Genomic DNA, 24,025 nt, shown 5'->3' with positions numbered 1-24,025 from the left:
GACATTCACGATGAAAACCATACCCGACACTGAATCCCCGATGAATGCAGCACTGGCGAAAGCCAGGTCTGCTGCGGCGTCTGATGAAGTGCCGGTGGGGGCTGTGATCGTTGATCCGCAGACGGGCAGGTTACTGGCAGCGGGGGGTAATCTGGTTGAAACAACCAGTGACCCGACGGCGCATGCTGAAATCGTGGCGATCAGAAGCGCCTGTGCTGCCCTCGGAAAGCCTCGTCTTGATGGCTATGATCTCTATGTGACACTGGAACCCTGTGCCATGTGCGCGCAGGCAATTGCGCATGCCCGGCTGCGTCGTCTGTATTTCGGTGCCTATGACCCGAAAGGCGGTGGCGTTGAGCATGGGGCGCGGGTATTTGACCGGCCGACCTGCCATCACCGTCCGGAAGTCTATGGCGGCATCCGGGAGGCCGAAGCGTCAGAGCTGCTTCGCGATTTCTTCAGGTCGCGGCGCGACTGACGAGAGAACCGTCAGGATTTAAGCGCCCGCCAGCCGATATCGCGCCGGCAAAACCCTTCCGGCCAGTCAATCCGGTCAACTGTTGCATAGGCTTTAGAACGGGCATCCTCAATCGTTGGCCCCATTCCGGCGACGCCGAGCACCCGTCCGCCAACCGCAACGACCTGCCCATTTTCTACTGCGGTCCCCGCGTGGAAAATCATCCGGTCCTGATCGTCTTCAGTCGCGTCTTTCAGCCCCCTGATTGCTGTTCCTTTGCTGTAGCTGCCGGGATAGCCTTCAGCGGCCATCACAACGACCATGGCTGTGTCTTCATACCATTGCAGCGCAAAGTCATCGAGAACACCGTCGGCGGTGGCCAGCAAAGCGGGAAGGATGTCAGACATCAGCCGCATCATCAGCACCTGACATTCCGGATCACCGAACCGGACATTGTATTCAATAACCCGGGGGCCTTCTTCGTTGATCATCAGTCCGACGAACAGAACGCCGCTGTACGGGCATCCCTCAGCTTTCATGGCTTCAACGGTCGGCAGCACGATTTCTTTCATGATCCGGTCGGTCATGGCGGCATCGACGACAGGGGCCGGGCTGTAGGCGCCCATGCCACCCGTATTCGGGCCAATGTCGCCGTCGCCCACCCGCTTGTGGTCCTGTGCGGCAACCAGGGGCAATGCATTGTCACCATCGACCAGAGCGAAGAAGCTGGCTTCTTCCCCCTCCATGAATTCCTCAATGACAACTTCTGCGCCGGCATTGCCGAACGACTGGTCAACCATGATGCTGTCAATGGCGCTCAGGGCTTCGTCGAGGGTCATGGCGACGGTGACGCCCTTGCCGGCAGCCAGGCCATCAGCCTTGACCACAATGGGTGCGCCCTGCTGGCGGATATAGGCGCGGGCCGAATCGGCATCCGTGAACCGGCCATAGGCGGCGGTCGGAATGCCATATTTCTGGCAGATATCCTTTGAAAAACCTTTGGATCCTTCAAGTTCGGCGGCTGCCGCAGAAGGTCCAAAGACCTTGATTCCGGCTTCCCGCAACCGGTCGGCCAGTCCGGCGACCAGCGGGCCTTCCGGGCCGACAACCACGAAGTCGATGGCATTGTCCCGGGCAAACCCTGTCAGCCCGGCGATGTCATCAACACTGATGTCCACGCAGGTGGCGGTTTCGGCGATACCCGCATTGCCCGGCGCACAGAATAATTCGTCACAGAGGGGCGATGCCGAAATGGACCAGCAAAGCGCATGTTCACGGCCGCCAGAGCCAACAACCAGTACCTTCATGTCATTCCCTTTCGATTTCCCGGACTTTTAACATTTCACGCCCGTGATGGAAGCGCCGATCAGCATCTTAGCCCCCTTGACCTGACGGAAGCGCCGGGACACCTTGCCCTATGGAAAAACCGGGATCGCCAATGTCTGAATCGACTGACATCCAGCATAATCAGCAACCGTTTTCGGTGAGTGAGCTTTCGTCGGCACTGAAGCGTACCGTAGAAGGTGCGTTCAGCCATGTCCGGGTACGGGGCGAGATTTCCGGTTTTATGCGGGCCCGTTCGGGGCATCTTTATTTCGGCCTGAAAGATGCTGATGCCGTCCTTGATTCGGTTTGCTTCAAGGGACGCGCTCAAAACCTGCGCCTCGACCCTGAAGACGGGATGGAAGTTATCTGCACGGGGCGACTGAGCACCTTCGCCGGCCGGTCGAAATATCAGATTATCATTGAAAGCATCGAGCTTGCGGGTGAAGGCGCCCTGCTGAAGATGCTGGAAGAGCGCCGCAAGCGACTGACAGCGGAAGGTCTGTTTGCCGCAGAGCGGAAGAAACCAATTCCTTACCTGCCGGATGTGATCGGGGTTGTGACTTCGCCGACCGGTGCAGTTATTCGCGATATCCTGCACCGTCTGCGTGACCGTTTCCCGCGTCATGTGCTGGTCTGGCCTGTGCTGGTGCAGGGTGAAACAGCGGCGGCCCAGGTTGCTGCCGCTATTGAAGGATTTAACGCCATTGCACCGGGTGGGCCTGTGCCCCGCCCTGACCTGCTGATTGTCGCGCGTGGTGGCGGCAGTCTGGAGGATTTGTGGGCGTTCAACGAGGAGATCGTCGTCCGCGCGGCCGCAGCCAGCGAGATACCGCTTATTTCCGCTGTCGGCCATGAAACCGACACAACGCTGATTGATTATGCTTCTGACCTGCGGGCACCGACACCGACAGGGGCTGCTGAGAAGGCGGTGCCGGTGAGGGTGGACCTGCTGGCCCATGTCGGGGAGGGCGGCTTGCGTATGCAACAGTCAGTCTTCCGGGGGCTCGCAGACCGCCGGGAGAGGATTACCGGCCTTGCACGGGGACTACCACGCGCGGATCAGCTACTTGATGTGGCACGCCAGCGGTTTGATGATCGTAGTGAACGATATGCTCAGGCGATCCGGGGATATCTGGCGGATCGAAAGGCAAAGGTTGCCGGTGTGCATGTGGCAACACCGGATGAACAGATTGCCCGGCGCAGGGACGGCCTTTCTGGTCTGGCCAAGGCGCTCAAACAGTCCGCAGAGGTGATTTTGCGGACAGAGAGACGTCGTAAGGCAGACGCCATTCAGCGCTATACGCCAGAGCTCATCACCCGGCGGACGCGACAGCAACAGGACCGGGTCAGCGAACTGGGTGAACGACTGGCGGCAACAGCAAATGGTTTGCTGGTTCGCCCCGGTGAGCGGTTAGAGGCGCTGGAATCGCGGCTGGATGCGGCCTCCATGGAGAGTGTTCTGCGCCGGGGATATGCGATTGTACGGGGAGACAATTCCGTGCCGGTTACCTCCCCGAAGGGAATCAAAAGCGGGCAGGGTCTTACCGTACAGTTTGCCGGAGATGAGACGTTAACAGTTGTTGCCAGCCAGTCCGTGGCGAAGGCACCGGCAAGGCCTAAAAAGCCGGCTGGAAATGATGATCAGGAGGATCTGTTCAGTTGAGGAAATTCCTTGCGATATTACTGTTTGTGCTGATGCCTGCTGTGGCCTCCGCCGCGGAGCGTCTGGTGCTGAATGGCCCGATGATACAGGGTGCGCTGCTGATGGGGCGGACGCTGCCGGGAACGGACCTGCAACTGAGTGGCAAGGCGGTGAGTGTCAGCCCGGACGGCGTGTTTACCATCGGCTTTGACCGGGATGCGCCAAAGCGATGGGAACTGATGGCTGTTTATCCCGATGGCATGCGCGAGACACGGCAGATCGATATTGCCCCGCGCGCCTATAATATCCAGAAAATCGACGGATTGCCGGATACAATGGTGACGCCGCCGAAGGACGTGATCGATCGCATCAAAGCAGAGAATGCAGAAGTCGCGGCTGCCCGCTCCGGGAACAGACCGGAGACATGGTTTGCCAATGGCTTTGTCTGGCCTGCACTGGGACCGATTTCCGGCGTTTATGGCAGCCAGCGTATTCTGAATGGCAAACCCCGGCGACCGCATTATGGCGTGGATGTTGCGGCACCAGAAGGCACCCTGATTACGGCACCGGCGGAAGGGGTGGTCACTCTGGCACATCCCGATATGTACTATACTGGCGGCACGGTCATCCTTGACCATGGACATGGAGTATCCTCGGCCTTTCTGCATATGAAAAATCTGAAAGTGAAGGTTGGTGATCACCTGAAACAGGGCGACCCGATTGCAGATCTCAGCTCAACCGGGCGCGCCACCGGCCCGCATCTGGACTGGCGTATCAACTGGTTCAATGTCCGTATTGACCCGGTACTTGTAGCAGGTGAGATGCCGAAGCCACCCACGCAATAACGGGCCAGGTGTCAGTTGGGCCAGCGCTTGTGAACCCATAACCACTGTTCCGGAGCTTCCCGAATCCAGGCTTCAAGCTGGTCATTGACCTGCTGGGTGAAGGCCAGGATATCAGCCTGCCGGTCGCCACTGGGGTCAGGCGGGGTCATCGGTGGCAGAATATCAATTTCAAAATGCGCCCCCTGAAGGCGCTTCACCCGGGCTGGGACGACCGGGCATTTGAATTTCAGGGCAAACAGCGCCAGCGCCGGAGCGGTCATTGCGGGCTGACCAAATAACCGTGCCTCGATACCGTCATTCATTTTCTGGTCAACCAGCATGCCAAGATGCCGGCCATCGCGCAGCGCCTTCATGGCAGCCTTCGCGCCGTCGGATCCTTTGGGGACAAGCTCGCCGGTAACAGCCTGACGACCGGAGTGGAAAAGCCAGCGCATGGCCTTGTTATTGGGCTCACGATAAATCCTTGTTAGCGGCAGGTCGTTCTGTGTCGCCGGAAGGGAGACGATTTCCCAGTTACCGATATGGCCTGAAAAGAAAATCCCGCTGACATTATCGTCACGCAGAAGGCGGACATTCTCGCTGCCTCTGACGGTAAATCGCTCCGTATCTGCATAAAGGTCGAAACGGTGCAGATGCGGGTATTCACCAGCCGTCCGGCCAAGGTTATCCCACATGCCTGTCGCAATCTTCGCAATCTCGTCTTCCGTTTTTTCCGGAAAGGCACGGCGCAGATTGTTGAGTGCAATCCGGTGGACCTTCAGCATCGGGCCGATCCGGCGTGCGAACCATCCGCCAATGGCTGATGCCATGTCGATAGGCAGCAAACGGAATGTCCACAGCACGAACATGATGAGGCCAGCCTGAACCGGGTGCAGGATACGGGTCTTCAGAAAGGCGCCGATACCGGCTTGGTTAGACATTGGCCTGTTCAATCATGTCGAGGAGATCGCCGTTATTCTCCCACTGAAGGCGGACAGTCAACACCTGCACCATTGACTGCAGGTCTGAAGGAACCCTGACGATATCTTTTTCGGTTGTCACCAGCCGGGCCTTTTCGGTGTCGGCCTGAGCAACAAGTTCCTGAATTTCTGCCCGCGTGAAGGGATGATGATCGGCAAAGGCGCGACGGGCACGGATACTGGCACCGGATTCTGTCAGTGTCCGGAAGAACTTCTCCGGTCGGCCGATGCCGGAGAAAGCAACAACGCTGGCGCCACGGAAAGCCGTTGTGTCAGTGGGGGCAATGCGGGCCCTGAAAACCGGCCCTGTATATCCGTGTAATTCCATCGGGGCATTGCCAATCAGAATGATGGCATCAGCGCGACTGAGTGAGCGCGTGACCGTTCCCCGCAACGGACCGGCCGGGAAAGGCAAGCCGTTGCCAAAGCCGTAATCCGAATCAACCACCAGAAGGCTGAGTGTCTTGTGCAGGGATGAATTCTGGAAACCGTCATCCATCAGGATTACCCCGGCCCCGCCCGCTTCGGCGGCCTTGCATCCTGCAACCCGGTCGCGGGCGATCCATGTCGGTGCGGTGCGGGCATGCAGCAGTGCTTCATCACCAACGTCATGGGCCGTATGTCGGTCGGGATCAACCAGCAGGGGACCTGCTTCCTGACCGCCATAGCCGCGGGTCAGAATATGAAGGTTCCGGGATTTCAGGCTGTGTGCCAGCGACTGGACGACCGGCGTCTTTCCGGCGCCACCCATGACGACATTGCCAATGCAGATGACCGGAAGATTGCTTTTATAAGCGGGCTGCCGGGCTGATCTGGAATCCGAGATTCGGCTGTAGATCAGGCCAAGGGGCGAGAGCAGGTAAGCACAAAACCCCGGTTGGGTGCGCCAGAAATCAGGCGCTTGCACGGTCGTCGCTATGGTCGGCCGGATGATCCAGAAAACGGGCGACTTCGTTGGTCACGTTATCCAGCACATCGGCCTGTGCCAGAGACCGCTGCCGGGCATTTTCGCCAACCCGGTTACGGGTTTCCGGCTGGCTGAGCAACTGATCAACAGCCTGGGCAAGACCATCAGCGTCTGTCACTTCAATACTGGCGTCGTAGCTGGTGAAGTCGCCCATGATTTCAGAAAAGTTGAACATGTTGGGACCATGCAGAATGGCACAGCCGAACCGTGCCGGTTCCAGTGGATTTTGTCCCCCGTGCCGGATCAGTGACCCCCCAACAAAGACGACAGGGGCAATGCGATAGAACAATCCCAGTTCCCCCATTGTATCTGCCACATAGATATCGGTTGCGGGAAGCAGGGTCTCACCGGCGGCCCGGCGGCTCACGGAAAGTTCCATCGTGGCAAGTTCGTCAGCCACTTCCGGCCCGCGGGTGTTGTGCCGGGGGACGATGATCGTCAGCAGGTCCGGATGTTTGTCTTTCAGTTTGCGGTGAACGGCGGCGATAACGGCTTCTTCTGTCGGATGCGTGCTCGCTGCCAGCCAGACCGGCCGGTCACCGATGGACTTCCGGAGCAGGGCCAGGTCAAATTCGCGCACCGGCAAGGGGGGGGCTGCAAATTTCAGATTACCGAGCGCCTTGGCGTTTCGGGCACCCAGTGACGCGAAACGCTGCCGTTCCTCAAGACTTTGTGCGAGGCAGATATCAAATCCGCCCAGCAGTGCTTTTGATAATGAGGGGGCCAGATGCCAGCGTTTCGCCGAGCGTTCGGACAGCCGGCCATTGACCAGAATGCTGGGAATGCCGCGTTTACGCATTTCCATCAGCATGTTCGGCCAGAGTTCAGATTCTGCCCAGATCGCCAGATCAGGTTTCCAGTGATCGAGGAAGCGTGAAACCCAGGCCGGACGGTCAAGCGGGATGAACTGATGAAAGGCTGATGCGGGAAGCCGCTCAGCCATCAGGGCGGCTGAGGTAACAGTGCCCGTGGTCACCAGAAACCTGATATCCGGCCAGCGTTCTGTCATCCGGCCGATCAGCGGCAACAGTGACAGGGACTCTCCGACACTGGCGGCATGTGCCCAGACCAGTCTGCCGTCAGGTCTGGCATGTGTGGTGCGACCCCGCCGCTCATTGATCCGCAGCCGGTCTTCCTTGCCGCTACGCAGACGCTTTGCGAGCAGACCGTTTATCAACGGTAGCCCGGCAATGGTCGCAGCTTTGTAGAGGCCATAGATCATCTGGACATGGAATCCCGTGCTTCAGGAAACGGCTTGTGGCTCAATTATAGCAAGATTGAAAGATTGATCAGCCTCTGTCGTCATTTTGTTGAGGGTATCCTCGATTGTCTGGCGGAACTGATCAGTCGCTTCAGCATCCATGTGCTCGCCCGGCCAGATCGGGGTGCCCCAGATTATCCGCCCGCGACAGAATGGCCAGGGCAGCATAAAGCGGTCCCATGAGCGGAATATCTTGCGCCGGTTTGCCGTGCAGGTAATCGGGATGACGGGGGCTTTGGCCAGCCGTGCCAGTGCGGCAACACCGATACTGGCGCGCATTCTGGGACCCCGTGGGCCATCCGGTGTAATGCCGACCATATCGCCCTTCCGCAGGGCGCGGATCATGGCCCGCAGTGCCTTGTCCCCGCCGCGGTTGGTCGAACCGGATATGGTCGCCAGTCCCAGATGACCGACAGTCCGGGAAATCAGCTGGCCGTCGCGATGTTCGGATATAAGCAGGTTCAGGGTCGGTGCGTAGGTCCAGGCACAGGTCAGCATCAGCAGGCGGCCATGCCAGTAGGCAATGATGAAGGGCTGGTTATCTGCCAGCAGCTTCTCCGGATGTTCTCGGCCTTCGATTGACCAGCGCCCGGTCCGGTAAATGAAACGGACATAGCGGGCGACAAGCCAGGTCGCAAAGCGCTGGAAGCTTGTTGAGGATGTCAGTTTTTTGAGAACCGACATGGTCAGGCACAGCCTGTCACGGGCTGCCGACCGGCAAAGGGGTGTCTGCCGACTGCTCAGAGAACTGCATCGCATAGAGGCGGGCATAGATACCGTCCTGTGCCATCAACTCGTCGTGGCTGCCGCTTTCGGCAACGCGCCCCTGATCGATCACGAAGATGATGTCAGCGTCGATAACTGTCGACAGACGGTGGGCAATGACAAGTGTCGTGCGGTCCTGCATCAGCGTTTCAAGCGCCTGCTGAACATGCCGTTCAGACTCGGTATCCAGGGCGCTGGTTGCTTCATCCAGCAGCAGAATGGGGGCGTTTTTCAGCATTGCGCGGGCAATGGCGATGCGCTGGCGTTGGCCACCGGACAGCTTGATCCCGTTCTCGCCAACCTGTGTTTCGAAGCCCTGATCCTGTTCCAGAATGAAATCCAGTGCTGCGGCCTTGCGGGCGGCCTCCCGGATTTCCTCGTCGGTCGCGTCCAGTTTGCCATAGGCGATGTTGGCCCGGATGGTGTCGTCAAACAGGGTGATTTCCTGACTGACCAGGCCAATGGCCTGACGCAGGGATTGCAGGGTTACATGGCGGACATCCTGCTGGTCGATAGTGATATCGCCGCTCTGAATGTCGTAAAAGCGGGGGATCAGGTTGAGAATCGTCGACTTTCCTGCACCGGACATTCCGACCAGTGCGGCCGTCTTGCCTGCGGGAACTGTCAGGGAGAGCCCTTTCAGGGCGGTGATATCTTCACCATAGGCAAAGGTGACGTCGGTAAACCTTACTGTCCCGCCTGAGATTTTCAGGTCAACGGCCGGATCACGGTCCTTAATCGTCGGCTGATAGTCGAGAACCCGGAACACCCGCTCTGCGGCCGCGAGACCTTCCTCGAAATTCATCTTGATGTTGGCCAGACGCTTCAATGGCTCATAAGCCAGCAGCAGGGCGGTCACAAAGGAGAAGAACTTGCCGGGGGTGGTTTCTCCGGCAATCACCATGTTGCCGCCATAGACAACGATGATTGCAACAGCGATTCCGCCCAGCGTTTCCATCAGGGGGGAAACGGCAGCCCGGATACGGGTCGATTTGAAGGTCATCATGAAGATGCGGTTGACGACACTGTCGACCCGCTCGGCCTCATATTGCTCCATGGCATAGGCCTTCACATGCCTTGCACCCTGAAATGTCTGATTGAGAATGTTCGAGAATTCTCCGAATTCAGCCTGGGTGTTGGCCGTCACCCGGCGCATCCGTTTCCCCAGTCTCGCAAGCGGCTGGATGGCGACCGGCAGGACGACCGTTGCAATGATTGCCAGCTTCCAGTCCTGATAAAACATGACGCCAATCAGGAAGACGGCAGACATGAGGTCTTTGCCGAGCGCGGTCAGCCCGTTGGAAACAACGGTCCGGATCAGGGTCACATCATTGGTAAAACGTGTGATCAGACGACCGGCGCCGCTGCCGTGAAAGAACGCGAGATCCAGACCGATGACATGGCGGTAAAGCTGGTTCTGGATATTGGCGATAATTTTCAGGCCAACAAAGGCCATGATCCGCGCCTGCATGTAATTCGCGCCGCCTTTAACCACGAAGACGGTTACGACAGCACCAGCAACCCACCAGAGGGCATCAGCACGCCCGGCGGCAAATACCTCGTCGACAACATTTTCCATCAGCAGGGCAACGCCGCCGGTTGCCCCGGCGAAGATCAGCATGAAAAAGATAGCCAGCGATATTTTGCCAATGAATGGCCGGACATAACTTTTTACCAGCCTGCGCAGCAGTTTGCCGGTATCTGCATGTTCTGTATCGATGATCAAGTCGGGCAATGCCATTCTGGTCAAACCATCCCGTCAGCAATGGAAAGTATCAGCCGCTGTGTCATGTGCGCCTTAGCCGCCGGCGACGGTCATGCCATCGACCCGCAGGGTCGGGGCGTTGGTTGAATAGCGGAACTCCAGATCACTTGCCGGGGTCAGGTTCAGGAACATGTCCTTCAGGTTTCCGGCGATGGTCAGCTCGGAGACCGGATAAGCGATTTCACCATTTTCGATCCAGAATCCGGAGGCGCCACGGCTGTAATCGCCGGTGACACCGTTGACCCCGAAACCGATCAGTTCGGTGATGTAAAACCCGGTGCCAACCTCTTTGATCAGGTCTTCTGCCGACAGCGTGCCGGGCTCGATATGCAGATTGGTTGCTGAAGGTGACGGCGGTGACGAGGTGCCGCGTGAGGCATGGCCCGTTGTCTCCAGCCCGAGCTGACGGGCGGTGCCAAGGTCCAGCAGCCATGTCGTCAGGACACCATTGTCGATCAGGTTGCGGCGTTTGTTGGCAATGCCTTCGGCATCGAAGGGTTTGGAGCGCAAGCCGCGTGGCCGGTGCGGGTCTTCGACGATGGTGACGCCATCGGCAAAGACTTTGTCGCCCATCCGGTCTTTCAGAAAACTGGTGCCCCGGGCAATGGAGCTGCCATTGATGGCGCCGGTCATATGTCCGATCAGGCTGCCGCCGACACGCGGATCAAAGACGACGGGTACTTTCTGTGTTGGTACGCGACGCGGATTGAGCCGGCGCAATGTCTTCTCAGCCGCTTTCAGGCCAATCGATTCAGGTGACGGAATGTCAGCGCCGTAAACGGCGGTCCGATAATCGTAATCCCGTTCCATTTTCGTGCCTTCACCGGCCAGAACAGAAACGGAGAGACTGTGATAGGTGCCCTGATAGGTGCGTGCAAAGCCGTTGGTCGCGGCGACCGCAACCCGGCTGCGGCCCCAGCCTGAATCGGCTCCTTCCGAGTTGGATATTCCTTCGACTGAACGGGCTGCTGCCTCGCAGGCAAGGGCATTGGCTTTCATCTGTTCCAGATCAGGCTCGACAGGATCATAGCTGTCGATGTCGGGAACGTTGGTAGCAAGCTGTTCCGGGGTGGCGAGACCGGCATATTTGTCTTCCGGCGCTTCACGGGCCATCGAGACAGCGCGTTCAGCGAGTTCCTGCAGGGCTTCCTCGGTGACATCCGAGGAGGAAACGCAGGCCTGTCGCTGACCGATCAGGACCCTCAGGCCCAGGTCAGCGCCTTCCGAGCGTTCCAGCGATTCAAGTTCGCTCATCCGGTAACTGACAGATACCGAGGTACCTTCGACATAAACCGCGTCGGCGGCGTCGGCTCCGGCCTTGCGGGCCCGGTCCATCAGTTGCTGAAGCAAATCCGTCGGATTGCGCTTGGCATCACCCATAATCTGGCCTCTTCCGCTTAAGTTGGCTTGGTTTGTATCGGACTGGTCCGATCTGTCCAGTACAGGCTCTATTTCCAGATCGGCTTACCGCTGCCTGGCAGACCATAACTGTCCCATTTTTCAGTAACGAGTTCGACTATATCGTCACGCATGCGGATTTTTTCACCCCATTCACGATGAGTTTCTCCGGGCAGCTTGTTGGTCGCGTCGAGACCAAGCTTGCCGCCGGTGCCGCTTTCCGGTGAGGCGAAGTCCAGATAATCAATCGGCGTCTGTTCCACCGTCACGATATCGCGTACCGGGTCCATGCGGGTTGAGATCGCCCACATCACATCTTTCCAGTCCCGGGCGTCGATATCATCATCCACGACGATAATGAATTTCGTGTACATGAACTGGCGCAGGAATGACCAGGCGCCCATCATCACCCGTTTCGCATGCCCGGCATAGGCCTTGCGCATGGAGATGACCGCAATCCGGTAGGAACATCCCTCCGGCGGCAGCCAGAAATCGGTGATCTCCGGATATTGCTGCTGCAACAGTGGAATAAAGACCTCGTTCAGCGCTTCGCCCAGCACACTGGGTTCATCCGGCGGGCGACCGGTGAAGGTTGAAAGATAGATCGGTTTCTTCCGCATGGTGATGGCAGAGACATGAAAGACAGGAAACGGCTCTACGGAATTGTAATAGCCGGTGTGGTCGCCATAGGGGCCTTCATCGTCATATTCATCCAGTGAGACATGGCCTTCGATAACGATCTCGGCCTCCGCCGGGACTTTCAGCGGGACGGTTTTGCAGTCCACCAGTTCGACTTTCCTGCCACGCAACAGGCCGGCGAACTGATATTCCGACAGGGTGTCCGGGACTGGTGTGACGGCAGCCAGAATGGTGCCGGGGTCAGCCCCAATCACGGCCGCTGCCGGCAATGGCTCACGATGCTGGTTCTTCCAGCGGCCATAATGCTGCGCACCGCCACGATGTTTCAGCCAGCGCATCAGCGTCGTGTTCCGCCCGGTCACCTGCATCCGGTAAATACCCAGATTGTAGGCATCCCGTTTGTCGCCGCCGGGCCCTTTCGTCACGACCAGCGGCCATGTAATCAGCGGCGCCGGTTCACCCGGCCAGCAGCCCTGCACGGGAAGGCGGGCAAGATCGATATCGTCGCCGGTCAGAACGACTTCCTGACAGGGTGCCCGGCTGACTGTCTTCGGTTTCATGGCGAGGACGGATTTTAGTAGCGGCAGCTTGTCGAGCAGATCGCCAAACCCGCCCGGCGGTTCCGGCTGTTTCAGAAAGGCCAGGGTTTCGCCGACTGACCGTAATTCGCCGGGGGTGCGATCCATGCCCAGGGCGACGCGCTCTACCGTACCGAACAGGTTGACCAGAACCGGCATGTCGCTGCCTGTTACATTTTCGAAAAGGACGGCCGGTCCCTGTTCAGCCAGCAGGCGGGTCTGGATCTCTGTCAGCTCAAGCTCGCGGTTTACTTCTGTCTTGACGCGGACCAGTTCGCCGCGTTCTTCGAGTATCTGGATGAAATCGCGCAGGGACTTGAACGGCATCGGCACTGCTTTCGAGTGAATTCCGGTGATGATGATCCCGCCGAACGATACGGGATACTCTGTTGCGGAAGCTAATCTGTCTGCAATGCGAAAACAATCTGCACGCCACTCTTGCAAATGATGATAGCGGCGGTCAGAGTCTTCCCGACAGGTGGGAATGATAACCGTGCAGAAGATAATTCTGCCGGAAACGGAGCGATAAGGTTGGCAGGAGTTACGGTTCCGGAGGGGCATTGCAAGTGGCTGATTGAGCAGGGAATAGCCCTCTCTGCGGAACGCCATCTTGACCGGCTGATCTCGCTGATTGTCGATCAGTCCCAGATATTTGCAAAATCAGACGGCGCATTCCTCTATCTTCGTTCCAATGACAAGAAATCGCTTGTTCCAACAGCTGGTCGGCTGAACAGCTCCACGATTACATATGGTGGCGCCGATTCTCCGGCGGCTGACCCCAGTATTCCGGAACTGGAACTTTTCGATCATGAAACCGGCGATCCGATCTTTTCAGATATCGTTGCGCTGGCTGCGATGAAGGAAGAGCCGGTACTTGTTGCGGATCGTGCGGATTCAGAAGGGCTCGAAATTGCTTCGGTTGATTGTCTGGCAGGCATTCCCGGATGGAAACCCAAAGCGATTTTTGCCATACCGCTTCGCAATAATAATGATGTGGTTGTCGGTGTTCTGGTTCTGACCGATCCGGGCGAGGGTGGTGTTTTCTCCGAAGATATCTGTCAGGCGATCGGCATTTTCTCGAATCAGGCCGGTATTGCACTCGATAATCAGATCCTGAACCGCAGGCTTAACGATATCGGCATGGCCCTGTCGGCTGAGCGTAATCGTGACCGCCTTATGGAACGCATTCTGCTTGAAGCGAAGTCGATCACGAATGCGGATGGTGGAACGCTGTATCTTCGGGGCAAGACAGAGCGCAAACGCGATGGTTCGGGACTGCACTTCAATATCAACAGTGATGGCGACCAGCTGAAATTCGCCATCATGCGGACGGATTCCCTGAACATTGCCATGGGCGGCACGACAGGTAAGGACATTCCGTTCCCGCCGCTGCGCCTGTATGACGAAATCAATGGTGAACCGAATTATTTCAACGTCGCGACCCATGTCGCGCTGACCGGTGAGACCAGCAATATTCCGGATGCCTATGAGGCGGAAAATTTTGACTTCTCCGGCACCAAGAAATTCGACAAAGGGACCGGATACAGGTCGAAATCCTTTCTGACTGTTCCGCTGAAGAACAATGCGGCAGAAGTTATTGGTGTCATTCAGCTGCTGAATGCGCAGGATCCTGAAAGTCAGGAAATTCTGCCATTCAGTCAGGAAGTTCAGCCGATTATCGAAGCCCTGGCTTCGCAGGCGGCGATTGCGCTGGATAACCAGATGCTGCTGCAGGCCCAGCGGGATCTGCTGGATGCCTTCATCGAGCTGATAGCCAGCGCGATTGACGCCAAGTCACCCTATACGGGTGGTCATTGTCAGCGGGTGCCGGAACTGACGATGATGCTGGCGGAAGCGGCGGCGGAGTCTGATGATTCCCGGTTCGCGGATTTCTCGATGGACGAGGATGAACGTTACGAACTGCATATCGGGGCCTGGCTGCACGATTGTGGCAAGGTCACGACACCTGAATATGTTGTCGATAAATCCACCAAGCTTGAGACCATTTATAACCGTATCCATGAAGTGCGGATGCGGTTTGAAGTGCTCAAACGGGATGCGGTCATTGAGTATTACAAGCAGGTCGCTGAAGGTGTACGTCCTGAAGCTGAACTGCAGGCCGAACTTGAAGAACGCTGGGCAAAACTGGATGACGATTTTGCCTTCATTGCGGAGGCCAATGTCGGCGGCGAATTCATGGCGCCGGAGAAAGTCGACCGGGTGAAGGAAATCGCGTCAATGAAGTGGACGCGTACATTGGATGACCGGCTTGGTCTCAGTCATGAGGAAGAAAAGCGGAAAGCCCGGACGCCGGCTCAGGATCTGCCGGTCGAGGAAAATCTGCTTGTCGACAAGGAAGAGCATATTGTCTACCGGGAAGGCGACAACAGTACGGAATATATGAAGTTCGGTTTCCGGCTGGATGTGCCGGAGCATATGTACAATTTCGGTGAGGTCTACAACCTGTCGATCGGACGGGGGACCCTGACGCCCGAAGAGCGTTTCAAGATCAACGACCATATTGTTCAGACGATCATCATGCTGGAACAGCTGCCGTTCCCGAAAACCCTGGCAAAGGTTCCGGAATATGCCGGTGGACATCATGAAACGATGATCGGGTCCGGTTATCCGCGGAAACTGAAACGGGCGCAGATGTCACTTCCTGCGCGGATGATGGCGATTGCTGATATCTTTGAAGCCCTGACGGCGGCAGACAGACCCTACAAGAAAGCTAAAACCCTGTCTGAAGCCATCAAGATCATGGGCTTCATGAACAAGGACCAGCATATCGATCCCGATCTGTTCGAACTTTTCCTGAAGTCTGGTGCCTACAAGAAATACGCCGAACAGTACCTGTTGCCTGAGCAGATTGATGAAGTTGACATCGAACAATATCTGCCAAAGGCGGCGGAGTGATCTCTGATCGCCTGAAACGCGCCCTCGATTACCCTTACCCGGCTCCGAAACCGCCCTGGATATTCAGTGACCACCGGGTTTTCACGCCGGGTGACCCCCTGTTTCAGAAAGTCTTTCAGGATATCGGGTCACAGGCCCGGCATGCGGTCGTCGCGGCAGGCTCGAACCGTGCGCCTGATCAGCTTCGCCGGAAGTTTGAACCGCAGGATATTGTACCCGTTTCGATGGTTACCTTACGGGATGTCGATACCGTATATTCCGCTCATTTTTCTGCCTATGGTTCCGTACCGGCAACGCTGACAGAGGCTGCGGGGCTGTCACTGCGCAGTGCTGTGCTGTGGCTGACCGATGAGCAATTGGAACGCATGAACGAAACCGAAGCGCTGGGCGTCAATTACAGACTGGGCTGGATTGCCCGACCGGCATTGTCCCGGCGGTTTGGCCTGAAAAGCCCCCGGACGGGTGCCTATATTTCACTTCATGGTGCATTGACGGACGATGATGGGTCAGCTGTGCCTCTTGCGGGGTTTACGGTGCGGGGCAGGAAACGACGGGGGCTGACACAGCAGGAAGTCCAAAAGCTGGTCAGTGACCGTCTGCATCCGGGATCGGCGATGGAAGACTTTATCGGGATGACCATCGATAATACCGATGAGCGAAACCGGCGACGGGATAGGCTGAAGAAGACAGCAATTCTGCCTGACGATACTTTCTGGCCCTAGCTTCCGACGCGCCAGACGCCGACGGACCGGGTAATCCGGTCTTCCAGTTCCAGTGATGTCGGGATGTCATAACGGCTGATGCAGCTCATGTTCACCTGATCGAAATAGGTGCGGCCGGGGTCGGCGAGTAATACGCTGACGTCTGCTGCAGCGGCTTTCTGTAACCAGTCTGTCACCCGTCTGGCCAGTGGTTTCTCATAGCAGATATCGCCCGCCAGAATGACATCAAAGCCGGAGATCTCCTGATCCAGAAAATTCGATTGTGTGGCTTCCATATCGACCTGGTTTGCGGCGGCATTTTCCCGGATTGCAGCAAGAGCGAACTGGTCGATATCAGCGGCAACAACCCGTTGTGCACCAGCCAGACAGGCCGCGATGGCAACCAGACCACTGCCGGAGGCAAAATCCAGTACAGTTTTACCCCGGACCGTTTCCGGATGATCCAGAAGGTACCGGGCAAGACCAAGACCGCCGGGCCAGGCGAAAGCCCAGAATGGCGGCTGTAATCCCTGTTCCGACAGTTCATCCTCTGTTGCCTGCCAGATCGGTGTGATTTCTGTGGCGAGATGCAGACGGATTTCCGGTGTGAACGGGACCGTGATCAGTTCGGTGTTGGCAATAACGAAGGTGCGGGCGTCCATTCAGCCCAGCGGTGGGATCAGGAATCCCGCGAGCACCAGCCAACCGAAAAACCGGTTCGATTTGAATTTCCGCAGGCAATCGGCGGCATCATCAGCATCAAGGGTTTTAACCTGCCAAACCAGTTGCACCGCGCCAGCCGCGATAAAGGCCAGGGTTATCCAGCCATAGCCCGCACCATAGGCTGTAATCAGCAGCAGAACGGTGGTCGCCGCGTAGAACCCGCCAATCCAGACCGGGCTGGTATCGCCAAACCGCAGGGCTGTTGATTTAATCCCGATCAGCGCATCGTCTTCCTTGTCCTGATGGGCGTAGATTGTGTCATAGCCAAGGGTCCAGAATATCCCGGCGATATAAAGCACCACAGGCCAGATCTGCAGATCACCACGAACTGCGGCCCAGCCCATGATGGCACCCCAGTTGAAGGCCAGTCCAAGAAAGAACTGTGGCCAATAGGTCACCCGTTTCATCAGTGGATAGATGAGGACCAGCAGCAGGGAAGCGACACCAAGCATGATCGCCATATTGTTGAAGGTCAGCAGAATAAACAGACTGATGAGCAACTGGATGGCCAGCCATGCCAGGGCCCCTTTGACCGAGACGGCGCCGGATGGAATGGGTCGGTCGGCAGTGCGGGCGACACGGCCATCGAAGTCCTGATCGACAATGTCATTGTAGGTGCAGCCGGCACCGCGCATCAGCACGGCGCCAATGGAGAACAGTGCGAACAGAGTCAGTGTGCTGCTGGTCGGCCAGCCCGGAGTCGCCATGGCGATGCTCCACAGACAGGGAAGCAGCAGCAGCCAGGTGCCGATAGGACGGTCCAGACGGGACAGGCGTCCATAGGGTTGCAATGGTGCAGGCACGGCTTTCTCGAAAAGGCCGTCACGGGGAATGTCACTGGCTGTGGAAGTCCGGGTGTTCATGCTATATCGCAACTGAATTGAATTTTGAATGGGCTGATGATGGCTGCGCCTAGACTGTTTGTCGACGATGACCTCGGGGAAGGCAATGAGATAAGGCTGGATAAACAGCGCAGCCACTATCTCAGATCTGTTATGCGGCTGAATGCCGGAGCTTCCGTGCGGCTTTTCAACGGGCGGCAGGGTGAATGGCGCAGCCAGATCGCCGATGCGGGTAAGTCTGTCACGCTGAAGGTAGGGGAAAATCGCCGTGCACAGCAGCAGGCAACCGAACTCTGGCTGGTCTTTGCGCCGATCAAGAAAGACCGGATGGATTTTCTGATCGAGAAAGCCACGGAACTGGGAGTCACTGACCTGCTGCCGGTCATTACCCGGCGAACCATTGTCAGCCGGGTTAACACGGACCGGCTGAAAGCACAGGTCATTGAAGCGTCGGAACAATGCGAGAGGCTGGATATTCCAACCGTTCACGAAGCAGTGAAACTGTCTGACCTGAAGTCAGCCTGGCCTGATGACCGGGTTGCATTCGTATTGGATGAAGCGGGTTCCGGGGGTTCTGCGGCTGTGGCGATGTCAGCAAAGGCGGGTCATCCGGCGGCATGTATTAGCGGACCGGAAGGTGGCTATGAGAAATCCGAACTTGACCTGCTGCGAACTCTGCCGAACTTTGTCCCCGTAAGTCTTGGTCCGCGGATCCTCCGGGCCGAGACAGCCGCTCTGACGAGCCTTGCGATCTGGCAGTCTGTCTGCGGCGATGGTGAGGCCCCTCCTGTGCCGCAGGCATTGCGGGATTGATTGAATTAATAGTTTTGGAATTGAAATGTCTGCACCTTCCGCCGGTAACGCGAATCCGATCACCTCGAAAACCCAGTTAGTCGAATATCTGGAAAGCGGATCAAAGCCGCCTTCTGCCTGGCGGATTGGTACCGAGCATGAAAAATTTGCCTTCCATAAGGATACACTTCGTCCGCTGGCTTATGACGGACCAGATGGCATCCGTGCCCTGCTGGAAGGCCTGACCCAGTATGACTGGATGCCGGTCATGGAAAAGGGCAATCCGATTGCCCTGAGCCGTGGTGACGGGTCTTCGATTTCGCTGGAACCGGGCGGACAGTTTGAACTGTCTGGTGCCCCGCTTGAGACCGTCCATCAGACCTGTTCAGAGGTGAATGGCCATCTGGCACAGGTCAAGACGGTGGCCGAGCCGCTGGGAATTGGCTTCGCAGGTTTCGGATCTAACCCGATCTGGACACCTGATGAGGTACCCTGGATGCCGAAAGGCCGCTACAAGGTCATGGGCGACTATATGCCGCGTGTCGGAACCATGGGTCTCGAGATGATGAAGACCACCTGTACCGTGCAGGTGAATCTGGATTATGCGTCTGAAGCGGACATGGTGAAGAAATTCCGTGTTTCCCTTGCCCTGCAGCCGATTGCGACAGCGCTGTTTGCCAACTCACCGTTCAGTGAGCGCAAGCCGAATGGGCGGCTGAGTCATCGCAGCCATATCTGGACCGATACCGATAACGACCGTTGCGGCATGCTGCCCTTTGTCTTCGAAGACGGATTCGGATTTGAACGCTATGTCGATCACGTGCTCGATACGCCGATGTATTTTGTCTATCGTGACGGCGTCTATAACGATGTGGCAGGAAAATCCTTCAGGGATTTCATGAACGGCTCGCTTGATGGATTTCAGGGGCAGGTTCCGGGTATGGGGGACTGGGAAGATCATATGTCGACCCTGTTCCCGGAAGTCCGGCTGAAGAAGTTTCTTGAAATGCGAGGAGCTGATGGTGGTCCCTGGCGACGTATCTGCGCCCTGCCGGCATTGTGGGTTGGCTTGCTTTATTGCGACGAAGCGCTCGATGCAGCCTGGGATCTGGTCAAGGACTGGACCATCGATGAGCAGCAGGAACTGCGGGACAATGTTCCGACCCTTGCACTGAAAACGCCGTTCAGGAATGTCACGGTCCGGGAAATCGCCCGCGAGGTTCTGGCGATTTCGAAGACCGGTCTCAAGCGCCGTGCCCGCCTAAGTTCCATGGCACTGGATGAAACCCATTTTCTGAATGCCCTGCATGAGACGGTTGCCAGTGGTGTGACACCGGCCGAGGAAATGCTGGAGAAGTATGAAAATGAATGGAACCGTTCTGTGGAGCCGTCCTTCCGTGACTATGCTTACTGAAATGGATATCGCCTGATGCGTGACGCCGATGCCATCCTTGATGCCAGTGGCCTGAACTGTCCTCTGCCTGTGCTGAAGACCCGAAAGTCACTGGCAGCCCTGGAGACTGGGCAGATACTCAAGATGATATCGACGGACCCCGGGTCAAAGGCGGATATGGCAGCGTTTGCAGAAGCGACGGGGCACCGGCTGTTGCAAAGTGACGAGAAGGATGGCCGGTTCGTATTCCTTATCGAGAAGACTTCCTGAAGTCATTTTGACTGGTCTTCATTTATTCTGAAGATCACCCCCAAAAGAACTGAGTAGCCAGATCGTGCTGGTCCGGTGAAAATCAGTATGCTGGCTAATTGTATAGTCCGTACAAGTGGTTATGTTGTCGCGTAACCAAGGGGGAATGATGTCGCGTAAAGATAGAACCGACCCATCAAACGCTGTTGATCTGTCGCCGAAAGTGGCTGACGAGATCAAATATACGACCTGTTACATGTGTGCCTGTCGCTGTGGCATCAAGGTCTACATGCTGGATGGCAGCATTCGTTACATTCAGGGCAACCGGGATCACCCGGTCAACCGGGGTGTCCTCTGCGCCAAGGGGTCTGCCGGGATAATGACCCAGAACTCCCCGGCAAAGCTGACCAAACCGCTGAAACGGGTTGGCCCTCGTGGTTCGGGTGAGTTCAAGGAGATCGAGTGGGAAGAGGCGCTGCAGACGGCGACTGGCTGGCTCGGTAATATCCGCAAGACAGACCCGAAGAAACTGGCTTTCTTTACCGGTCGTGATCAGAGCCAGGCACTGACCGGCTGGTGGGCGTCACAGTTCGGCACCTACAACTATGCCGCTCATGGCGGGTTCTGTTCCGTCAATATGGCGGCAGGCGGACTCTACAGCATCGGTGGCTCATTCTGGGAATTTGGTGAGCCGGACTGGGAGCGGACGCGCTATTTCATGATGTTCGGCGTTGCGGAAGATCATGATTCGAACCCCATCAAGATGGGCCTCGGTAAGCTCAAGGGACTGGGTGGCAAGTTTGTCTCGGTCAATCCGGTGAAGACCGGCTACAGCGCGATTGCAGATGAATGGGTTGGTATCCGGCCTGGCACTGACGGGCTTTTTGTTCTGTCGCTGGTGCATGAGTTGCTGAAGGCCGACAAGATCGATGTCGAATATCTGGTGCGCTACACCAATTCGCCATGGCTGGTGACCCGGAACCCCGGCGGCGCAGATGATGGCCTGTTCGCGCGCGATGCGAATGGTGATCCGCTGATGGTTGACAGTGAGACCGGTGAACTGGTCAGTGCCAACCTGGCTGAAATCAAGCCCCGCCTGATCGGTGAAGCCGACCTGCCCGGTGGCGGTAAGGCTGTGACAGTGTTCCAGCTTTTGGCAGAGCGTTATCTGGATCCGCAATATGCGCCGGAAGCGGTGTCGGAGCGGACCGGGGTCAGTGCTGACAACATCCGTCGCATAGCTGCCGAGCTTGCTCATGTTGCCTTCGAGGAACAGGTTGAAATCGACGTTGAATGGACAGACTGGGCCGGACGCAAGCATGACAAGATGATCGGTCGTCCGGTCTCCATGCATGCGATGCGTGGTATTTCTGCCCATTCCAACGGATTCCATACCTGCCGTTCCCTGCATCTGTTGCAGATGCTGATCGGCTCGATCGATTGCCCCGGCGGGTTCCGTTACAAACCGCCATTTCCAAAGCCGATCCCGCCGGGCATCAAGCCGGGCAACAGCTGTGCCCCGGATACGCCGCTGAACGGCCCGCCGCTCGGTTTTCCGACAGGTCCGGAAGACCTGCTGGTTGATGAAGATGGCGAGCCGATGCGCATCGACAAGGCGTTCAGCTGGGAATTCCCGGTCGCTGCCCACGGCATGATGCATATGGTCATCACGAATGCCTGGAAGGGTGATCCCTATCCTGTCGATACGCTGATGATGTTCATGGCCAACATGTCGTGGAACTCCTCGATGAACACCAAGGGTGTCATGGAGATGCTGACCGACAAGAATGAGGAGACGGGTGAGTACAAGATTCCCCGGATCATCTATTCCGATGCCTATTATTCCGAAATGGTCGCCTATGCGGACCTGGTGCTGCCGGATACCACTTATCTGGAACGGCATGACTGTATCAGCCTGCTGGACCGTCCGATCTGTGAGGCCGATGGTGCTGCTGATTCAATCCGTCAGCCGGTGGTTGAACTGGACCGGGATGTACGGCCGTTCCAGTCGATGCTGATTGACCTCGGTGCCAGACTTGGTCTGCCGGGGCTGGTGAATGAAGATGGTTCGCCGAAATATCCCGGCGGCTATCCGGACTACATCGTCAATCATGAGCGGGCACCGGGTATCGGTATGCTGGCCGGCTGGCGCGGTGAGGACGGCGAGTCCTGGGGCAAGGGTGCGCCAAATCCGCAGCAGCTGGAAAAATATATCGAGAACGGCTGTTTCTCTCACTATGAGTTCCCGGAAGAACATCGTTTCTACAAGATGGCGAACAAGGGCTATCTGGAATGGGCGGCATCCGTCGGCTTTGTGCCGAAGGCGGAACAGATCGTCCTTCAGATATACAGCGAGCCGTTGCAGAAGTTCAGGCTTGCGGCCCGTGGTCATGGTGACCGTCAGCCGCCGGAACGCCACCGGGCCCGCGTCGATGCCTATTTCGACCCGCTGCCGATCTGGTATGCGCCGTTCGAAGGGACGATGATTGACGAGGAAGAATATCCGCTGCATGCGCTGACCCAGCGCCCGATGCAGATGTATCATTCCTGGGGGTCACAGAACGCCTGGCTGCGTCAGATCACCGGCTCCAACAAGATGTATATCGGACGCAAACTGGCAGAACGACTGTCGATTGCGGATGATGACTGGATCCGGGTGACCAGCCATCATGGGAACATCAAGGCGCAGGTCGCTGTCATGGATGGTGTCAACGACGATACCATCTGGACATGGAACGCGATCGGTAAACGTTCCGGTGCCTGGAATCTTGATCCGAAAGCCGGGGAATCACAAAAGGGGTTCCTGCTCAATCATGTGATTTCCGAACTGCTGCCGGCGCGCAGTGACGGCCACCGCTATTCAAACTCTGATCCGGTAACGGGACAGGCCGCCTGGTATGACCTCAGGGTCAAGGTGGAGAAAGTGGCGGGTGATCATGATGCGGTCTCCGAACCACAGTTCCCGACATTACCGACGCCGGAAGGTCTTCCGCAACGACCGGCAATCCTCAAATATGGGCAGAGTTTCCGCAAGGAAAGGGGCGAAGGATGACCACATTACCCCAGACGACGGAGAAAAAGCTCGGCCTCGTCATTGATCTGGATATCTGTGTCGGCTGTCATGCCTGTGCGGTGAACTGCAAGGAATGGAATGCTGGCGGTCACGCGGCTCCGCTGACCGATCTTGACCCCTATGGTCCGGATCAGACGGGTGTCTGGTTCAACCGCATTCACACCTTCGAAGCAGATGGCAGCGGCGAATGCGGTGTTGGCACAAGCCAGACCGTGCATTTCCCGAAATCTTGTCTGCATTGCGAAGATGCCGCCTGCGTTACCGTCTGCCCGACGGGCGCCTCGTTCAAACGGGTGGAAGACGGCATTGTGCTGGTCAATGAAGACAAATGCATCGGCTGCAAACTCTGCAGCTGGGCCTGTCCTTATGGTGCCCGTGAATATGATGCCAGCGAAGGTGTGATGAAAAAGTGCACGCTGTGCATTGACCGCATCTACAATGAGAATCTTGACGAGATCGACCGGGTTCCGGCCTGTGTCTCGACTTGTCCTGTCAGCGCCCGTCATTTCGGTGATCTCGGCGATCCGGACTCGGATGTCTCGAAGCTGGTTGAAGACCGTGGCGGATATGACCTGATGGAAGAGATGGGCTACAAGCCAACGAACAAGTATCTGCCGCCACGCAAGCGGCGTGTTGAAGCCGTGGATATCGGTGCGACGGCCTCGCTGGATAGCGTCGTCGATACCGATAATCCGTTGTTGCGCTGGGTCGACCGGCTGTTGTCGAGGTAAAAT

The 24,025-nt window shown here is 57.3% G+C and carries 20 protein-coding genes; 10 read left to right on the top strand and 10 right to left on the bottom strand.

Annotation, left to right across the window (positions count from 1 at the left end):
* The first annotated feature begins 40 nt into the window (after positions 1 to 40).
* Positions 41 to 478, top strand: a complete 438-nt coding sequence (locus GH722_00620) for a nucleoside deaminase (protein MRG70256.1) — start codon at positions 41 to 43, stop codon at positions 476 to 478.
* A gap of 11 nt (positions 479 to 489) precedes the next feature.
* Here the strand turns inward: GH722_00620 and purD are convergent, their stop codons facing one another.
* Positions 490 to 1,764 (bottom strand): phosphoribosylamine--glycine ligase, encoded by a 1,275-nt coding sequence (gene purD / locus GH722_00615; protein MRG70255.1) that lies wholly within the window; start codon positions 1,762 to 1,764, stop codon positions 490 to 492.
* A 131-nt stretch (positions 1,765 to 1,895) separates the two neighbouring features.
* On the opposite strand from purD, the gene GH722_00610 reads away from it, so the two are divergent.
* Positions 1,896 to 3,446 (top strand): exodeoxyribonuclease VII large subunit, encoded by a 1,551-nt coding sequence (locus GH722_00610; GenBank protein MRG70254.1) that lies wholly within the window; start codon positions 1,896 to 1,898, stop codon positions 3,444 to 3,446.
* A 32-nt stretch (positions 3,447 to 3,478) separates the two neighbouring features.
* Positions 3,479 to 4,270 carry a peptidoglycan DD-metalloendopeptidase family protein gene (locus GH722_00605; protein ID MRG70253.1) on the top strand — a complete coding sequence of 264 codons (792 nt, stop codon included), beginning with the start codon at positions 3,479 to 3,481 and terminating at the stop codon, positions 4,268 to 4,270.
* An 11-nt stretch (positions 4,271 to 4,281) separates the two neighbouring features.
* Here GH722_00605 and GH722_00600 read toward each other — a convergent pair whose 3' ends face one another.
* From GH722_00600 to GH722_00570, 7 genes are all read right to left on the bottom strand, one after another.
* The gene (locus GH722_00600) at positions 4,282 to 5,190 is read right to left on the bottom strand and encodes a lipid A biosynthesis lauroyl acyltransferase (protein MRG70252.1); all 909 of its coding nucleotides are present in this window, start codon (positions 5,188 to 5,190) and stop codon (positions 4,282 to 4,284) included.
* Complete coding sequence (locus GH722_00595; protein MRG70251.1) at positions 5,183 to 6,136, bottom strand: tetraacyldisaccharide 4'-kinase; 954 nt, start codon at positions 6,134 to 6,136, stop codon at positions 5,183 to 5,185. Before GH722_00595 ends, GH722_00600 begins: the two co-directional genes overlap by 8 nt.
* Positions 6,123 to 7,418 carry a glycosyltransferase gene (locus GH722_00590; protein MRG70250.1) on the bottom strand — a complete coding sequence of 432 codons (1,296 nt, stop codon included), beginning with the start codon at positions 7,416 to 7,418 and terminating at the stop codon, positions 6,123 to 6,125. The genes GH722_00595 and GH722_00590 overlap by 14 nt, the downstream gene beginning before the upstream one ends.
* 21 nt (positions 7,419 to 7,439) lie before the next feature.
* Entirely contained in the window at positions 7,440 to 8,141 is a 702-nt protein-coding gene (locus GH722_00585; GenBank protein MRG70249.1) for a DUF374 domain-containing protein, read from the bottom strand.
* 16 nt (positions 8,142 to 8,157) lie between these two features.
* A complete protein-coding gene (locus tag GH722_00580; GenBank protein MRG70248.1) occupies positions 8,158 to 9,963 on the bottom strand; it encodes an ATP-binding cassette domain-containing protein in 1,806 nt (601 codons plus the stop codon).
* A gap of 57 nt (positions 9,964 to 10,020) precedes the next feature.
* Positions 10,021 to 11,367 (bottom strand): TldD/PmbA family protein, encoded by a 1,347-nt coding sequence (locus GH722_00575; GenBank protein ID MRG70247.1) that lies wholly within the window; start codon positions 11,365 to 11,367, stop codon positions 10,021 to 10,023.
* A 68-nt stretch (positions 11,368 to 11,435) separates the two neighbouring features.
* On the bottom strand, positions 11,436 to 12,929 hold the full coding sequence (locus GH722_00570) for a UbiD family decarboxylase (GenBank protein ID MRG70246.1): 1,494 nt from the start codon (positions 12,927 to 12,929) through the stop codon (positions 11,436 to 11,438).
* A 111-nt stretch (positions 12,930 to 13,040) separates the two neighbouring features.
* Between GH722_00570 and GH722_00565 the strand changes: the two genes are divergently transcribed.
* Positions 13,041 to 15,518, top strand: coding sequence for a GAF domain-containing protein (locus tag GH722_00565; GenBank protein MRG70245.1), 2,478 nt, complete (start codon positions 13,041 to 13,043; stop codon positions 15,516 to 15,518).
* On the top strand, positions 15,515 to 16,240 hold the full coding sequence (locus tag GH722_00560; protein MRG70244.1) for a hypothetical protein: 726 nt from the start codon (positions 15,515 to 15,517) through the stop codon (positions 16,238 to 16,240). The genes GH722_00565 and GH722_00560 overlap by 4 nt, the downstream gene beginning before the upstream one ends.
* On the opposite strand, the gene GH722_00555 is transcribed toward GH722_00560, so the two are convergent.
* Both GH722_00555 and GH722_00550 read right to left on the bottom strand, forming a co-directional pair.
* The gene (locus tag GH722_00555) at positions 16,237 to 16,881 is read right to left on the bottom strand and encodes a methyltransferase (GenBank protein ID MRG70243.1); all 645 of its coding nucleotides are present in this window, start codon (positions 16,879 to 16,881) and stop codon (positions 16,237 to 16,239) included. The two genes, GH722_00560 and GH722_00555, sit on opposite strands and share 4 nt — an antisense overlap.
* A complete protein-coding gene (locus GH722_00550; GenBank protein MRG70242.1) occupies positions 16,882 to 17,805 on the bottom strand; it encodes a 4-hydroxybenzoate octaprenyltransferase in 924 nt (307 codons plus the stop codon).
* A gap of 36 nt (positions 17,806 to 17,841) precedes the next feature.
* On the opposite strand from GH722_00550, the gene GH722_00545 reads away from it, so the two are divergent.
* From GH722_00545 to GH722_00525, 5 genes are all read left to right on the top strand, one after another.
* Positions 17,842 to 18,597, top strand: a complete 756-nt coding sequence (locus tag GH722_00545; protein ID MRG70241.1) for a 16S rRNA (uracil(1498)-N(3))-methyltransferase — start codon at positions 17,842 to 17,844, stop codon at positions 18,595 to 18,597.
* A 25-nt stretch (positions 18,598 to 18,622) separates the two neighbouring features.
* Positions 18,623 to 19,990 (top strand): glutamate--cysteine ligase, encoded by a 1,368-nt coding sequence (locus tag GH722_00540; protein MRG70240.1) that lies wholly within the window; start codon positions 18,623 to 18,625, stop codon positions 19,988 to 19,990.
* Between the two features lie 15 nt (positions 19,991 to 20,005).
* Positions 20,006 to 20,239 (top strand): hypothetical protein, encoded by a 234-nt coding sequence (locus tag GH722_00535; protein ID MRG70239.1) that lies wholly within the window; start codon positions 20,006 to 20,008, stop codon positions 20,237 to 20,239.
* Between the two features lie 148 nt (positions 20,240 to 20,387).
* Positions 20,388 to 23,270: a molybdopterin-dependent oxidoreductase gene (locus GH722_00530; protein MRG70238.1), complete on the top strand. Its 2,883-nt coding sequence runs from the start codon at positions 20,388 to 20,390 to the stop codon at positions 23,268 to 23,270.
* A complete protein-coding gene (locus GH722_00525) occupies positions 23,267 to 24,022 on the top strand; it encodes a 4Fe-4S dicluster domain-containing protein (protein MRG70237.1) in 756 nt (251 codons plus the stop codon). Before GH722_00530 ends, GH722_00525 begins: the two co-directional genes overlap by 4 nt.
* Positions 24,023 to 24,025: the final 3 nt, after the last annotated feature.

It is taken from the genome of Alphaproteobacteria bacterium HT1-32 (genome assembly GCA_009649675.1).
Taxonomy (GTDB): Bacteria; Pseudomonadota; Alphaproteobacteria; order Rhodospirillales; family HT1-32; genus HT1-32.
The sequence above is the reverse complement of the archived record's forward strand: the minus strand, read 5'-3'. Positions and strand labels throughout refer to the sequence as shown.

Coding starts and splice junctions, on each gene's coding strand:
- GH722_00610 (MRG70254.1), top strand. CDS start 1,896: ATGTCTGAATCGACTGACATCCAGCATAATCAGCAACCGTTTTCGGTG.
- GH722_00590 (MRG70250.1), bottom strand. CDS start 7,418: ATGATCTATGGCCTCTACAAAGCTGCGACCATTGCCGGGCTACCGTTG.
- GH722_00600 (MRG70252.1), bottom strand. CDS start 5,190: ATGTCTAACCAAGCCGGTATCGGCGCCTTTCTGAAGACCCGTATCCTG.
- GH722_00620 (MRG70256.1), top strand. CDS start 41: ATGAATGCAGCACTGGCGAAAGCCAGGTCTGCTGCGGCGTCTGATGAA.
- GH722_00545 (MRG70241.1), top strand. CDS start 17,842: ATGATGGCTGCGCCTAGACTGTTTGTCGACGATGACCTCGGGGAAGGC.
- GH722_00525 (MRG70237.1), top strand. CDS start 23,267: ATGACCACATTACCCCAGACGACGGAGAAAAAGCTCGGCCTCGTCATT.
- GH722_00580 (MRG70248.1), bottom strand. CDS start 9,963: ATGGCATTGCCCGACTTGATCATCGATACAGAACATGCAGATACCGGC.
- GH722_00575 (MRG70247.1), bottom strand. CDS start 11,367: ATGGGTGATGCCAAGCGCAATCCGACGGATTTGCTTCAGCAACTGATG.
- GH722_00570 (MRG70246.1), bottom strand. CDS start 12,929: ATGCCGTTCAAGTCCCTGCGCGATTTCATCCAGATACTCGAAGAACGC.
- GH722_00550 (MRG70242.1), bottom strand. CDS start 17,805: ATGAACACCCGGACTTCCACAGCCAGTGACATTCCCCGTGACGGCCTT.
- GH722_00535 (MRG70239.1), top strand. CDS start 20,006: ATGCGTGACGCCGATGCCATCCTTGATGCCAGTGGCCTGAACTGTCCT.
- GH722_00530 (MRG70238.1), top strand. CDS start 20,388: ATGTCGCGTAAAGATAGAACCGACCCATCAAACGCTGTTGATCTGTCG.
- GH722_00555 (MRG70243.1), bottom strand. CDS start 16,881: ATGGACGCCCGCACCTTCGTTATTGCCAACACCGAACTGATCACGGTC.
- GH722_00540 (MRG70240.1), top strand. CDS start 18,623: ATGTCTGCACCTTCCGCCGGTAACGCGAATCCGATCACCTCGAAAACC.
- GH722_00605 (MRG70253.1), top strand. CDS start 3,479: ATGCCTGCTGTGGCCTCCGCCGCGGAGCGTCTGGTGCTGAATGGCCCG.
- purD (MRG70255.1), bottom strand. CDS start 1,764: ATGAAGGTACTGGTTGTTGGCTCTGGCGGCCGTGAACATGCGCTTTGC.
- GH722_00585 (MRG70249.1), bottom strand. CDS start 8,141: ATGTCGGTTCTCAAAAAACTGACATCCTCAACAAGCTTCCAGCGCTTT.